The organism is Enterobacter cloacae complex sp. P13B (assembly GCF_014895915.1).
Taxonomy (GTDB): domain Bacteria; phylum Pseudomonadota; class Gammaproteobacteria; order Enterobacterales; family Enterobacteriaceae; genus Enterobacter; species Enterobacter bugandensis.
In genome coordinates this window covers 25,501-38,499 of sequence record NZ_JADBQN010000010.1, presented here as the reverse complement: position 1 = coordinate 38,499, position 12,999 = coordinate 25,501, and the positions used below count along the sequence as shown (strand labels likewise).

Below are 12,999 nucleotides of genomic sequence, written 5' to 3'. Positions count from 1 at the left end.
ACTTAAAATGAGTCATAACGTTTTTATTCTGGCGGTGCCAGGCGTTCAGATGCTTGATGTCTGTGGCCCCATAGATGTGTTTGCTGAGGCTAACCGGGTTCTTAAGCGCAGCTTTTACTCGCTGCGCGTTGTTTCGGTTACCGATCCTGTGATTCGGTCTTCGTCAGGCGTAAAGATAACGGCAGATGCAACCCTGTCAGACTGCGGTGGGCTTACGGCAGATACATTCCTTGTTGCCGGCGCGCCGGATATTGCTTATTACCAGCCGGACCCCCGTGTGCTGGATGGAATTAACGCACTCTGCGAGTCAAGCAAGCGGTTTGGTTCAGTTTGTACGGGGGCATTACTCCTGGCGCTCACCGGAAAGCTAAATGGAAAAAGAGTGACCACGCATTGGGCATGTGCGAAAACCCTTTCCGCCAGGCATCCCCAAATAATCGTAGAGGCAGATGCGTTGTATGTTGACGATGGGCGAGTGAGAACGGCGGCGGGCGTTACTTCAGGCCTGGATTTGGCACTGCGACTTGTTGAAGAAGATCTCGGTAGGGAGGTTGCGGCAGAAGTCGCCGATCAAATGGTCATGTTTTTCCGGCGTCCAGTTAACCAGTCTCACTTTATGAGGAGCAATACGCTTTCGCTTGATGGCCGTACAGCTCTTCAGGAGCTCCAGAGATGGGCAATCGCGAATATTAAAGACGTGACAACGGTTGCTATGATGGCAGAGCATATTAACTTCAGCCAGAGGCACCTTACGCGGATATTTCGGCAGGAAATTGGCCTTACCCCGGCGCAGTGGCTCGAACGCGAGCGCGTATCTAGAGCAAAAGTACTGATTGAAAAGGAAAAAATGCCAGCGAAGAAACTTGCCGTTGAATGTGGCTTTTCTGGGCCGGATGTTATGAGGCGAGTATTTTATCGCCTGACAGGAATAACACCTAATGATTACCAGAAAATGACGAGCCTTGAATAGCTTTGCGAACGGGAGAGAAGCTATAGCCTTTCCACTAAATTGCAGATTTTCTGCACACTAAACTGCACAAACAGCTTTTTCATTGGATCTCGCCGAAAAAACGCTATGTGCAGAATATACATGAAAACCTTTCGGTTTTTTCACGACTGTCGAGCGTGTTATATGGATTTCGCGCTGTTTTTTACCTTGGCGATGAGTTTTTCGGTCACGGCCAGGCCTTCCGCAATGTGCGTATCAATCACATCCGGCCCGTATTCGCTGATGAGATCCAGCAGTATTTCATAAGACTGGATGAGTTCCAGCAGGTCAAAGAGCGCTTTTTGATCGGTGCGTGAGGGTGAGGTGTGGTTAAGGGTTGCCTGATTAACAATCCACTCAAGATTGGTTTTTATCGCTTCTACCTGACCGTAGCTATACATAATTCATGGGCTTAAATCCTCATTTCAAGATTTCTGGGAGCGATGTCGTGAAAGCTTCACGGCGAAAATGAGTAAAACGATCGCAAGAGCGGGATGAGCTGAAGACAGGAGAGTCGAGAAGCTAATTATGGAATAGTTTGCGTGCTTAGCAAGTTAAATGTTGCGCAAACGTAAAAATAAATGCGCGAAAAGAGGGCGTTTCGCGCAATGCCTTCAATTCGCGCAGATTATCCTATCCGACGATCAGGTTTCCCAGGCGTGTGGGGCGAACAGATAACCCTTGTTACGCACGGTTTTAATGCGGTAGGGCTCGGTGGCGTTATCCTGCAGTTTTTTGCGTAATCGCGAAATCGCCACGTCAACGCTGCGATCCATACCGTCATAGCTCACGCCACGGAGGTTTTTCAGCAGCGCGTCGCGGTCCATGATTTGCCCGGCATGCGTGGCCAGCTCCCAGAGCAGGTCAAAGTCTGCGGTAGAAAGGGCGATAAGCTCGCCGGAAAGCAGGACCTGGCGGTTAACCGGGTCAATAGACAGCGTACCGAAGCGCAACGCTTTGTGCGGCGTCAGGGACGGCGCGGGCGCTTCGCGTTCGATGCTGGCGTGCTGGCGCAAATGCAGGCGCAGGCGGGCCAGCAGGACGGCAGGCGGTGTGGTTTTCAGAATGTAATCATTGGCGCCCATCTCCAGCGACAGAATATGGTTCATATCGCTGTCCAGTGAGGTAAGCAGAACGATAGGACCGTCCCAGCGGGCGCGCAGGTCCCGGCAGAGCGTCATGCCGTCTTTGCCTGGCAGCATGATGTCCAGCAGCACTAAATCCGGGTTTTCACGGACGACCACCTCTTCGGCACGATCGCCGCGAGGCTCGACAATGACGTCCATATCATGTTTACCCAGATAGGCGGCGATCAATTGCCCGACTTCGGGTTCGTCTTCAACATATACAATCTTATTCATACAGCGTCTGTTTTCGTGAAAAAAGCCAAAATACACCGCGGAACCTTAACCTTCCATTAATCTTTCAAAATTAACGCCGCTTCCGTTATTCTGACGTTTCTTGTTATTTGATTGTTATAGGAAAAAATATGGGGCTGGTGATCAAAGCCGCGCTGGGGGCGCTGGTGGTGTTACTGATTGGCATTCTGGCAAAAACCAAAAACTATTATATTGCCGGGCTGATCCCGCTATTCCCGACCTTTGCGCTGATTGCCCACTATATTGTGGCCTCTGAGCGGGGTACGGAAGCGCTACGCACGACCATCGTGTTTGGCATGTGGTCAATCATTCCGTACTTTCTCTACCTGCTTTCCCTGTGGTATTTCACCGGTTTTCTGCGGCTTCCCCTGGCGCTGGGCGGGGCAGTGGTCTGCTGGGGGCTCAGCGCCTGGGTGTTAATCTTCTTCTGGAGCCGCTTTCACTAGCGCAGCGGGCGACCGCCGTCCACGGCAAAGGTTCTGCCGGTGACGTAGCAGCTGGTGAGCAGATAATCTACAAGGTCGATCACCTCTTTCTCGCCTGGGGCAATTTTCATCAGCGACTTATTCAGCGCCTGCTGGCGGTATTCCGTATCATCGTGTTCGTTAAACAAAATCATCGCCGGGGCGATGGCGTTCACCTTCACCTCGGGCGCGAGCTTGCGGGCAAAGGAGCGCGTCATGTTATCCAGCGCGGCTTTGCTGGCCGCGTAGGCGATATGCTTGTCGCTGCCGCGCTCCACCACATAATCGGTAAAGTGAATAATGTCACCCGCCGCATGCCCGTGGCCGCGCAGCAGATCCTGCAGCGCGTGATTAAGCAGATAAGGGGCGTTAACGTGGATCTGCAGCATGGCGGAGAGCGTATCGCTGAGGGACGTGCCGGGCTTCTCGGCACACCATGCGCTGGCGTTATGGATCACGGCACGCAACCCCGTCGCGGTGGATTTAATCTGTTCGGCAAAGGCCAGAATGCCTTCGTCGGTGGAAAAATCAGCCTGAATGCAGATCGCTCCGGCCTTGCGCAGCCCCTCAATCGACGGGTATTCCGTACGGTAGCTGACAATGACCGGATGCCGAAGGTTGAGAAAGTGATGGGCGAGGGCGAGGCCGATACGGCGGCCTCCACCGGTGATCAGTATTGGGCGAAGCGGTGCATTTCCCATCGTATTCTCCTTTACAGTTCAACAATGGGAAAGACAGTGCTATCCCATTAACATCCAGGTTGCCGGTACGGCAGCAACCAGTAACAGCCCGATTAAGGCCATTTCACGGCGTTTCAGCGCGTTCTCCAGCTGATGCGTGCGGCGGGCATAGATAAACACCAGCAGACCCGGCGCATACAGCACAACCGACAGCAGCAGATGCATCGGCCCGGAAGCATACAACAACCACAGGCCGTAAATACAGGCCCCTACGCCCACAACATAGTGCGCCGGACGCGTGGCGATTTTTAACAAATACGCACCCACTAAGAAATAGGGTACCAGAATCATCTCCGAGGCGATGGTCAGCAGGGTGTTATAGTCTGAACCTGTGAGCCAGATCAGCACCAGACAGACCTGAACGCTGATGTTGGTCAGCCAGAGTGAGGCTGATGGCGCATTATTTTGGTTTTGACGGGCAAACAGGCGTGGAAACGCCTTGTGCGTCGCGGCCAGGAACGGCACTTCAGCCGCCATGATGGTCCAGCTCAAATAAGCGCCGCAGACGGAGACGATCAGCCCTGCGGCAATCACCACATCGCCCCACGGGCCGAGCATTTTCACCATCAGTCCTGCCATGGACGGGTTACGCATTTCGGCCAGTTCAGGACGCGCCACCACGCCCAGCGACAGCAGGGTCACCAGCAGATACACGCCCAGCGCCGCCAGGACGGCCAGCAGCGTGGCGCGGCCCACATCGCGCTTATTACGCGCGCGGGCAGAAACCACGACGGCACCCTCAACGCCGATAAATACCCACAGGGTAATCAGCATCGTGTTTTTCACCTGCTCCCAGACCGGAACGCCCAGCGCAATGCCGCTGAAATCAAGCGAAAACACGTCGAGACGGAACGCAATGAAGGCCAGCACGATAAACAGGCCAAGCGGCACCAGCTTCGCCAGCGTCGCCACCAGGTTGATGCTGGCGGCGGTCTGGACACCGCGCAAAATCAGCCAGTGAACAATCCACAGCAGCACCGAGGCGCCGACGATAGACTGCCAGGTATTACCGTCGCCAAACAGGCGCAGCTCAGGGGTATCGGTAAAGAAACTGAGCGCCGAGAAGACAATTACCAGATAAGAGACGTTGGCGATGACCGCGCACAGCCAGTAGCCCCAGGCGGAACAGAAGCCGATCAGCTCGCCGAAACCTTCACGTGCATAGGTGAAAATGCCGCCATCCAGATCCGGGCGAATGCGCGTCAGCAACAGCATGGCAAACGCCAGCAGCAATATCCCGACACCGGTAATGCCCCAGCCAATGAGCAGGGCGGCAGGGCTTGCGACGGCCGCCATGTTCTGCGGTAAACTGAATACGCCCGCGCCCAGCATTGAGCTCAATACAAGTGCAGTTAAAGCACTCAGGCCAAGTTTCTTTTCCATTGGCTTCCTGTTATGAAAAGTCCCAATCCAGAATAATTATTTCGCTAAGGCGCATAAAAATGGTGGATCACACTAAGGCGCGGGATTTTACGGAGTGTAACGAAAGCATGCAATGATGTGTGGCAGATTTTCAAAAAAAGTAACAAAAAAGGCGGCATTGCGCCGCCTTTCGTCAACGGTTTTGTTACTTGTACAGATCGGCGCTGATGGTCACGTTGTTACCACGTTCCTGCCACTGGCGGGTGATGTGGTAATACTTCGCCCCTTTCTTCGCCGCACGCTTCGCGACCTGATAAGAGACTTCCGTCATATTGCCGTAGTTGCCGGTAAACTTGATGCTGTCGAACGGCACCATCTGCGCGGCAGTGGCTTTGTTCAGCTCTTCAATTTTGGTGCCGTCCGGCAGCGTCACGGAGTAACGGCCACCTTTCGTGGACTGCGTTTCAAAGAAACGGCCCACTTCAGCGCTTGGCGCCGCAGAGGTCGCTACGCCCGGAATTTCAACTTTCTTCGCTTCTTCGCCGCCTTTGGCTATCGCCGCGCGACCCGCTTCAGAATCCGCAGGGATGGCATCCGGGCTCTGCAGAACGCGTTTTTTCGCATCTTCTTTGTAGATGAATGCGGTAATGCGCTGGTTGCCGCCCTGGTTAGCATCTACCTGACGCACGATATAGAAAGAGTAGGCACCTTTCTCTTTCGCGGCTTTGGTGATGGCATCGTTCACTTCTGGCTGGCTGCGATAGAAGCCCTGAACGGTAACGGTGTCGTAAGGTTCCAGCTCAATGGCCTGGTCTTTCGGCAGCTCAACGATACCGTTGATCACGCGATTTTTCGGCGCGTCAGCCTTTGGTGCATTATCTTTATACAGCGCAATGGTCACGCGCTGGTTACCGCTGTTGCCGTAATCGGACTGGTCAACTACGTAAAACGAGGCCGCCCCGTTTTTATCCGCGGCTTTTGATGCGGCGGCGACGGCATCGCCAATAGAATTATAACGACCCACAATGACCGTATGGTCAAAAGGTTTTAACGCTGCCGCTTGCTCTGGCGTTAACTCTGTTGCGGCATTCGCAGACAGGGCGGTCGCACAGAGAAGTGCGGACGCCAGGAGTGTGTTCTTAAGCTTCATAAAAATAATCCTTCGCCTTGCGCAAACCATGTACTGGTATTGTTGTTTATTTGAGACGGCCCCGATTATGGCATTTAAAACCCGTCGCTGTCTGCGCCATTTTTCACTGCCTGTGCTCACTCAATTACCGAATTCGATAACATTTAGTGATATGTTGAAAAAACAGGCGTTTGACAAGCAAAACTGATAAAGCATATGACTTTTACAAGTTAATTTAATGTTAATAACTTGTTCTCTTATGGCGCTATATCATGTTTTTACCGCTTCGCTTGCGCGATTTATCGGTTCTGGCGATGAATTTAAGGTAAATATCACTGTCAGTGACGCCGATCGCTTATTTTTCACAGATAAAGTAAGAAATAGTGTTTTCTGGCGGTAGATCACAAGCGCTATTTTCAGTAGGTTATAGACAGTTTGTTACTGTTTTATTTTGCGGGGTTACTCATTTCTCGTCGCTATCATGCTGGCGAAAATTGATACAAACCGCGGGCATTTATCGACAAACCATCATCAAAAACCGATGGAAGGGAAAACTATGCGTATTGGGGTACCAAAAGAACGGTTAGCCAATGAAACCCGCGTAGCGGCAACACCGAAAACGGTGGAGCAACTGCTTAAACTGGGTTTTACCGTCGCGGTTGAAAGCGGCGCAGGCAAGCTGGCGAGTTTCGATGACGAAGCCTTTACTCAGGCTGGCGCGGAAGTGGTGGACGGTGCTGAAGTCTGGCAGTCGCCCGTGATTCTGAAGGTCAACGCGCCGGAAGAGAGTGAGATTGCGCTGCTGAATCCAGGCACCACGCTGGTGAGCTTCGTCTGGCCTGCACAAAATCCTGAACTGATGGAGAAGCTGGCGGCCCGTGGCGTGACCGTGATGGCGATGGACTCCGTGCCGCGTATTTCGCGCGCGCAGTCACTGGATGCGCTGAGCTCCATGGCAAACATTGCCGGTTACCGCGCCATTGTTGAAGCAGCCCACGAATTTGGACGCTTCTTTACCGGCCAGATCACCGCGGCGGGGAAAGTTCCACCGGCGAAAGTGATGGTGATTGGCGCGGGCGTGGCGGGGCTCGCCGCAATCGGTGCGGCAAACAGCCTGGGCGCTATCGTGCGCGCGTTCGACACCCGTCCTGAAGTGAAGGAACAGGTTCAGAGCATGGGGGCCGAATTCCTTGAGCTGGACTTTAAGGAAGAAGCGGGCAGCGGTGATGGTTACGCGAAGGTGATGTCCGAAGCCTTTATCAAAGCCGAAATGGAACTCTTCGCCGCGCAGGCGAAAGACGTCGACATTATTGTTACCACCGCGCTTATTCCGGGTAAACCGGCGCCGAAGCTGATCACCCGCGAGATGGTCGACTCCATGAAGCCGGGCAGCGTGATTGTCGACCTGGCGGCGCAAAACGGTGGTAACTGCGAGTATACCGTTGCCAATCAGGTGACCACGACCGCTAACGGCGTGAAGGTGATCGGCTATACCGACCTGCCTGGCCGCCTGCCAACCCAGTCGTCTCAGCTGTACGGCACGAACCTCGTTAACCTGCTGAAGCTGCTCTGCAAAGAGAAAGACGGCAACATCACCGTCGATTTTGACGATGTGGTGGTGCGCGGCGTAACCGTCGTTCGCGAAGGTGAAATTACCTGGCCTGCACCGCCTATTCAGGTTTCAGCCCAGCCCCAGGCTGCGCCGAAAGCGGCACCCGAGCCAAAAGAACCGGCTAAACCGGCTTCTCCGTGGCGCAAATACGCCATCATGGCGCTGGTCATTATTCTGTTCGGCTGGCTGGCTGACGTCGCGCCGAAAGAGTTCCTCGGCCACTTTACCGTCTTCGCACTCTCGTGCGTTGTGGGTTACTACGTGGTGTGGAACGTCTCCCATGCGCTGCATACGCCGCTGATGTCGGTGACCAACGCTATCTCCGGGATCATCGTGGTAGGGGCGTTGCTGCAGATTGGACACGGCGGCTGGATCAGCTTCCTGAGCTTTATCGCGGTGCTGATCGCCAGTATCAATATTTTCGGTGGTTTCACCGTGACTCAGCGCATGCTGAAAATGTTTCGTAAAGGCTAAGGGGTAGCATATGTCTGGAGGATTAGTGACAGCCGCATACATTGTTGCTGCAATCCTGTTTATTTTCAGTCTGGCGGGGCTTTCCAAACACGAAACGTCTCAGCAGGGAAATAACTTTGGTATCGCCGGGATGGCGATTGCGCTGATTGCCACCATCTTCGGGCCGGATACCGGCAACGTGGCGTGGATCCTGGTGGCGATGATCATCGGCGGCGCGATTGGTATTCGCCTGGCGAAGCGCGTGGAAATGACCGAGATGCCGGAGCTGGTGGCGATTCTGCACAGCTTCGTGGGCCTGGCAGCGGTGCTGGTGGGCTTCAACAGCTACCTGTATCACGAACCGGGCATGGAGCCGATTCTTGTCAACATTCATCTGACCGAAGTGTTCCTCGGTATCTTCATCGGTGCAGTAACCTTCACCGGTTCTATCGTGGCGTTCGGCAAGCTGCGCGGTAAGATCTCTTCTAAACCGCTGATGCTGCCTAACCGTCACAAGCTGAATCTGGCGGCGCTGGTGGTGTCGTTTGTGCTCCTGGTGGTCTTCGTGCGTACCGAAAGCGTGGGCCTGCAGGTACTGGCGTTGCTGGTGATGACCATCATCGCGCTGGCGTTTGGCTGGCATCTGGTGGCGTCCATCGGCGGTGCGGATATGCCGGTGGTTGTCTCGATGCTGAACTCCTACTCCGGTTGGGCAGCGGCGGCTGCGGGCTTTATGCTGAGCAACGACCTGCTGATCGTCACCGGTGCGCTGGTCGGTTCTTCCGGTGCCATCCTGTCTTACATCATGTGTAAGGCGATGAACCGTTCGTTCATCAGCGTTATCGCCGGTGGCTTCGGTTCTGACGGATCTTCTACCGGCTCTGACGAAGAAGTGGGTGAACACCGTGAGATCAGCGCGGAAGACACCGCGGAAATGCTGAAAAACTCGCATTCTGTGATCATCACTCCAGGCTACGGTATGGCGGTGGCGCAGGCGCAGTATCCGGTGGCGGAAATCACCGAGAAGCTGCGCGCGCGCGGTATCAAAGTTCGTTTTGGTATTCACCCGGTGGCGGGACGTCTGCCGGGCCACATGAACGTACTGCTGGCGGAAGCGAAGGTGCCATACGACATCGTGCTGGAGATGGACGAGATCAATGATGATTTCGCCGACACCGACACCGTGCTGGTTATTGGTGCTAACGACACCGTTAACCCGGCGGCACAGGACGATCCGCGCAGCCCAATCGCCGGGATGCCGGTTCTGGAAGTGTGGAAGGCGCAGAACGTCATTGTCTTCAAACGCTCTATGAACACCGGCTATGCTGGCGTGCAGAACCCGCTGTTCTTCAAAGAGAATACCCATATGCTGTTTGGCGACGCCAAAGCCAGCGTGGATGCGATTCTGAAAGCGCTGTAATTCGCTTTCTCCTGACAAACCGCCCTTCGGGGCGGTTTTCCTATTTCTGCGGCCAGCGTTTCTCCTCTGTCTATACTTTACCCTTTGTGTAATACGAGGAGGTGTAATGCAATTTCTGTCCCGCTTCGACATCATCGCGCTGATGATGACGCCGACATTCTGGATAGGCGCCGCCACGGTTGTCTTTGTGACGCTGCTGGTGTACTGGCTGCTAACGCGCCTGATCGCGTTCGTTAAGAAAGGCATCACCACCTGGGGCGACAAGCACCCGACCACCAACCGGATGCGTTTTATCCTGACCGATATGCTTAACCGCACCAGCCGCTTCCTGCTGTTTGTGGTGGCGCTGCTCTTCAGCCTGCGTTTCGTTGACTTGCCGGATCATCTCTTTGGCACCGTGAGCCACGCCTGGTTCCTGGTTTTCGCCATCCAGGTGGCGCTGTGGATGGATCAGGGGGTGGTGTCGTGGCTTCGTCACGTCATGCTGGCGCCTGGAAGCCATAAAAACCCGGTCACGCTGGTGATCACGGGGCTTATTCTCCGTGCCATCGTCTGGTCAGTGATGCTGCTGTCTATCCTTGCTAACGCGGGCGTCAACATCACTGCTCTGGTTGCCAGCCTTGGGGTAGGGGGTATTGCCATCGCCCTCGCCGTACAAACGATCCTCAGCGACGTGTTTGCCTCGCTCTCTATCGGCTTTGATAAGCCGTTTGAAATTGGCGATTTTGTGGTGTTCAACGACGTGGCGGGGACGGTAGAGCACATTGGCCTGAAAACGACCCGCATCCGCAGCCTGAGCGGGGAGCAGATCGTCTGCGGTAACGCCATTTTGCTTCAGCAGACGCTTCACAACTACAAACGCATGCAGACGCGTCGCATCGTCTTTACCTTTGGCGTTGCCAGCGACACGCCGCCCGATAAGTTGCGCTACGTGGGGGATATGGTCAGGCAGATCATTACCGATGTCGGCGAGACAAAATTCGATCGTGCCCATTTTTTGGGATTTGACCGCGACCGCCTGACGTTTGAAGTCGTCCATATCGTTAATACTGCGGATTACAATAAATACATGGACATCCAGCAGGAGATCAATATCCGTATTCTTGAAGGACTGAACGCCCAGGAGATTAAGCTGGCGCTGCCCAGCATGGTATTGCACGCGCCGTGGATGCAGGATGAGTCAGGTGAACAGCCGAAGCCGGTAATGGAGAGCTGATGAGAAAAGCCCGCCGGAGCGGCGGGCTTTGATGTTTACGTTAATCGTCTTCCGGGTCGTCCAGCTCAATCGGCGTCTGATACTCATCCGGCTTGATGACCAGCAGGTCGCAGCGCAGATGGTCGATCACCTGTTCGGCGGTATTGCCGAGGAAGGCAGCAGAGATACCGGTCCGGCCAATGGTGCCCAGCACCACAATCCCGGCCTGCAGATGTTCGGCTAAATCCGGGATCACCTCTTCAGGCAGCCCTTTTTCCACGTGCGTCATGTTCTCGTCAATGCTGAACTTCTGGCGCAGCGCTTTCATCGCCAGCAGGTGCTGACCGCGGATCGCGTCGTTATAGACGCTTGGGTCAAATTCCGGCAGCTCAATGGCGATATTGATCGGGGTAACCGGATAGGCGCCCACCAGATGCACTTCGGTATGGTTAACCTGATCGGCAAGCTGGATGGTCTCCTTCACCAGCTTCTCGTTGAGCGAATTGTGATAATCCTCTTCGCTCGCGAGATTCACCGCCACAACGGCTTTCCCGCCTTCAGGCCACGGCTGGTCTTTCACCATCCAGACCGGGCAAGGGCATTTACGCAACAAATGCCAGTCGGTCGGAGTGAAGATTACGGACTCCAGCTTGTCGTGCTGGTGCGCCATCTTCAGCAGCAGGTCGTGCCCACCGGCAACCACTTCCTGGATAATGGCCTCAAAAGGTCGGTTATGCCAGACCACTTTAATATCAATAGGCACGCCCGCTTCCAGGTAATACTTCGCCTGTTCACGGATCCACGCGGTACGCTGGCTGATGACGCCCTGACGCATAGCGGTGCGCTCGTCAGGCGACAGAAGGGTGGTCATCTCATACGAGAAGTCATAGATCGGCAAAAACGCTTTGATTTTGCCACCAATCCGTTGATGTAAATACACAGCACGTCGTAATGCCGGCTGATCGTCCTGATTCGGATCGATAGCTACCAGCATGTTTTGATACTTGGCCATACAGGTCTCCTTACTACTGTCACCACAGTCTGTAATTAAAAGAGTAACCTATATATCCTGAATGAAACAGAGGGGAGCTTTTGCCAGATCAATAATTCATGAAAATTTATCAGAGGAAAAGCACGGTGGATGTCACCGCGATAAACGCAATGAACAGCAGCACCATCACCGCTATCGCAAAGGTCGTGGAATCCTGAACGTAGGTTTTTTCCTCCCCCTTCATCGGACCGACAAGCATGATCCAGATGAATATAAAGGTCACTGAGGCGATCACGACTGAAACGAAAAACAAACTTTCTCTCAATTCATAACCTCAACGACAACCTTTCAGGCGCTGTGTGGGGACGTGCTACGGTGAAAATGTCTTAAAGCGGAAGCGATGATACCAGACCAATAAATCACGTGAATTTATCAGTCTGGTTATCAACAGGCGGAGAGTTACGCCACGTTGCGTGCGTGTCCGGCAAGAACGGCCAGCGCTTCGCCGTTTTCGATAGTGATGTATTTACCCTTAACGGCCAGCATTCCGCTCTTCTGGAAACGACCCAGCAGACGGCTGATGGTCTCAACGGTCAGGCCCAGGTAGTTACCGATATCGCCACGGGTCATGGTCAGACGGAACTCACGCGGCGAGAAACCGCGCTCGGCGAAGCGGCGGGAGAGGTTGTAGATAAACGCGGCCAGGCGCTCTTCTGCGTTCTTTTTGGAAAGCAGCAGAATCATGTCCTGATCGCCTTTGATCTCACCGCTCATCAGACGCATCATCTGCTGACGCAGGTTAGGCATCTTACCGGACAGATCGTCCAGGGTTTCAAACGGAATTTCGCAAACCATCGAGGTTTCGAGTGCCTGAGCAAAGCTCGGGTGGTGACCAGTGCCGATGGCATCAAAGCCCACCAGATCGCCTGCCAGGTGGAAGCCGGTGATCTGCTCGTCACCCTGTTCGGTGATGGTGTAGCTCTTGATGGTGCCAGAGCGGATAGCATAGAGCGATTTCAGTTCGTCTCCCGCTTTAAACAGCGTCTGCCCTTTCTGAATCGGCTTTTTGCGCTCGATGATATTATCGAGCTGATCGAGTTCATGCTCATTCAGGGTAAACGGGATACAGAGCTGGCTGATGCTGCAATCCTGGCAATGGATAGCACAACCGCCAGACTGAATGCGTCGTATAATTCGCTTTTCCGGGATCATAGGTTTGCTCAAGCCTTAATTGATATTGGTCAATTTTAACATCTTTTTGGTAAG

At 54.1% G+C, this 12,999-nt stretch carries 13 protein-coding genes; 5 read left to right on the top strand and 8 right to left on the bottom strand.

All coding sequences use genetic code 11. The annotated features are described in order from the left end of the window. Positions 1-7: 7 nt before the first annotated feature. Entirely contained in the window at positions 8-970 is a 963-nt protein-coding gene (locus tag IM273_RS05530) for a GlxA family transcriptional regulator (protein WP_126326097.1), read from the top strand. A gap of 158 nt (positions 971-1,128) precedes the next feature. Here IM273_RS05530 and IM273_RS05525 read toward each other — a convergent pair whose 3' ends face one another. Then, positions 1,129-1,389 (bottom strand): hypothetical protein, encoded by a 261-nt coding sequence (locus IM273_RS05525; RefSeq protein WP_193050138.1) that lies wholly within the window; start codon positions 1,387-1,389, stop codon positions 1,129-1,131. A gap of 243 nt (positions 1,390-1,632) precedes the next feature. Then, on the bottom strand, positions 1,633-2,349 hold the full coding sequence (gene rstA, locus IM273_RS05520) for a two-component system response regulator RstA (RefSeq protein WP_028012938.1): 717 nt from the start codon (positions 2,347-2,349) through the stop codon (positions 1,633-1,635). A gap of 128 nt (positions 2,350-2,477) precedes the next feature. Between rstA and IM273_RS05515 the strand changes: the two genes are divergently transcribed. Further along, positions 2,478-2,813, top strand: coding sequence for a GlpM family protein (locus tag IM273_RS05515; RefSeq protein WP_014883596.1), 336 nt, complete (start codon positions 2,478-2,480; stop codon positions 2,811-2,813). On the opposite strand, the gene folM is transcribed toward IM273_RS05515, so the two are convergent. From folM to ydgH, 3 genes are all read right to left on the bottom strand, one after another. Continuing rightward, the gene (gene folM / locus IM273_RS05510; RefSeq protein WP_193050137.1) at positions 2,810-3,532 is read right to left on the bottom strand and encodes a dihydromonapterin reductase; all 723 of its coding nucleotides are present in this window, start codon (positions 3,530-3,532) and stop codon (positions 2,810-2,812) included. The genes IM273_RS05515 and folM overlap by 4 nt on opposite strands. Before the next feature lie 39 nt (positions 3,533-3,571). Further along, positions 3,572-4,954 (bottom strand): amino acid permease, encoded by a 1,383-nt coding sequence (locus tag IM273_RS05505; RefSeq protein ID WP_028012940.1) that lies wholly within the window; start codon positions 4,952-4,954, stop codon positions 3,572-3,574. Between the two features lie 184 nt (positions 4,955-5,138). Then, entirely contained in the window at positions 5,139-6,083 is a 945-nt protein-coding gene (gene ydgH, locus IM273_RS05500; RefSeq protein WP_028012941.1) for a DUF1471 family protein YdgH, read from the bottom strand. Between the two features lie 535 nt (positions 6,084-6,618). Between ydgH and pntA the strand changes: the two genes are divergently transcribed. The 3 genes from pntA (at position 6,619) to IM273_RS05485 (ending at position 10,763) form a co-directional block, all read left to right on the top strand. Continuing rightward, positions 6,619-8,148 (top strand): Re/Si-specific NAD(P)(+) transhydrogenase subunit alpha, encoded by a 1,530-nt coding sequence (pntA, locus tag IM273_RS05495; protein ID WP_100170392.1) that lies wholly within the window; start codon positions 6,619-6,621, stop codon positions 8,146-8,148. 10 nt (positions 8,149-8,158) lie between these two features. Next, entirely contained in the window at positions 8,159-9,547 is a 1,389-nt protein-coding gene (gene pntB, locus IM273_RS05490) for a Re/Si-specific NAD(P)(+) transhydrogenase subunit beta (RefSeq protein ID WP_013096868.1), read from the top strand. Between the two features lie 106 nt (positions 9,548-9,653). Then, positions 9,654-10,763, top strand: coding sequence for a mechanosensitive ion channel family protein (locus tag IM273_RS05485; protein WP_045261475.1), 1,110 nt, complete (start codon positions 9,654-9,656; stop codon positions 10,761-10,763). Between the two features lie 40 nt (positions 10,764-10,803). Here IM273_RS05485 and uspE read toward each other — a convergent pair whose 3' ends face one another. The 3 genes from uspE to fnr form a co-directional block, all read right to left on the bottom strand. Then, on the bottom strand, positions 10,804-11,754 hold the full coding sequence (uspE, locus tag IM273_RS05480; protein WP_028012944.1) for a universal stress protein UspE: 951 nt from the start codon (positions 11,752-11,754) through the stop codon (positions 10,804-10,806). Between the two features lie 109 nt (positions 11,755-11,863). After that, a complete protein-coding gene (locus IM273_RS05475; protein ID WP_223824746.1) occupies positions 11,864-12,016 on the bottom strand; it encodes a hypothetical protein in 153 nt (50 codons plus the stop codon). Positions 12,017-12,192: 176 nt separating this feature from the next. After that, on the bottom strand, positions 12,193-12,945 hold the full coding sequence (fnr, locus tag IM273_RS05470) for a fumarate/nitrate reduction transcriptional regulator Fnr (protein ID WP_006174991.1): 753 nt from the start codon (positions 12,943-12,945) through the stop codon (positions 12,193-12,195). Positions 12,946-12,999: the final 54 nt, after the last annotated feature.

Bases quoted from the DNA above. Each gene is read 5' to 3' on its own strand.
- pntA (WP_100170392.1), top strand. From the start codon at position 6,619: ATGCGTATTGGGGTACCAAAAGAACGGTTAGCCAATGAAACCCGCGTA.
- IM273_RS05485 (WP_045261475.1), top strand. From the start codon at position 9,654: ATGCAATTTCTGTCCCGCTTCGACATCATCGCGCTGATGATGACGCCG.
- IM273_RS05515 (WP_014883596.1), top strand. From the start codon at position 2,478: ATGGGGCTGGTGATCAAAGCCGCGCTGGGGGCGCTGGTGGTGTTACTG.
- folM (WP_193050137.1), bottom strand. From the start codon at position 3,532: ATGGGAAATGCACCGCTTCGCCCAATACTGATCACCGGTGGAGGCCGC.
- rstA (WP_028012938.1), bottom strand. From the start codon at position 2,349: ATGAATAAGATTGTATATGTTGAAGACGAACCCGAAGTCGGGCAATTG.
- IM273_RS05530 (WP_126326097.1), top strand. From the start codon at position 8: ATGAGTCATAACGTTTTTATTCTGGCGGTGCCAGGCGTTCAGATGCTT.
- pntB (WP_013096868.1), top strand. From the start codon at position 8,159: ATGTCTGGAGGATTAGTGACAGCCGCATACATTGTTGCTGCAATCCTG.
- ydgH (WP_028012941.1), bottom strand. From the start codon at position 6,083: ATGAAGCTTAAGAACACACTCCTGGCGTCCGCACTTCTCTGTGCGACC.
- uspE (WP_028012944.1), bottom strand. From the start codon at position 11,754: ATGGCCAAGTATCAAAACATGCTGGTAGCTATCGATCCGAATCAGGAC.
- IM273_RS05525 (WP_193050138.1), bottom strand. From the start codon at position 1,389: ATGTATAGCTACGGTCAGGTAGAAGCGATAAAAACCAATCTTGAGTGG.
- IM273_RS05505 (WP_028012940.1), bottom strand. From the start codon at position 4,954: ATGGAAAAGAAACTTGGCCTGAGTGCTTTAACTGCACTTGTATTGAGC.
- fnr (WP_006174991.1), bottom strand. From the start codon at position 12,945: ATGATCCCGGAAAAGCGAATTATACGACGCATTCAGTCTGGCGGTTGT.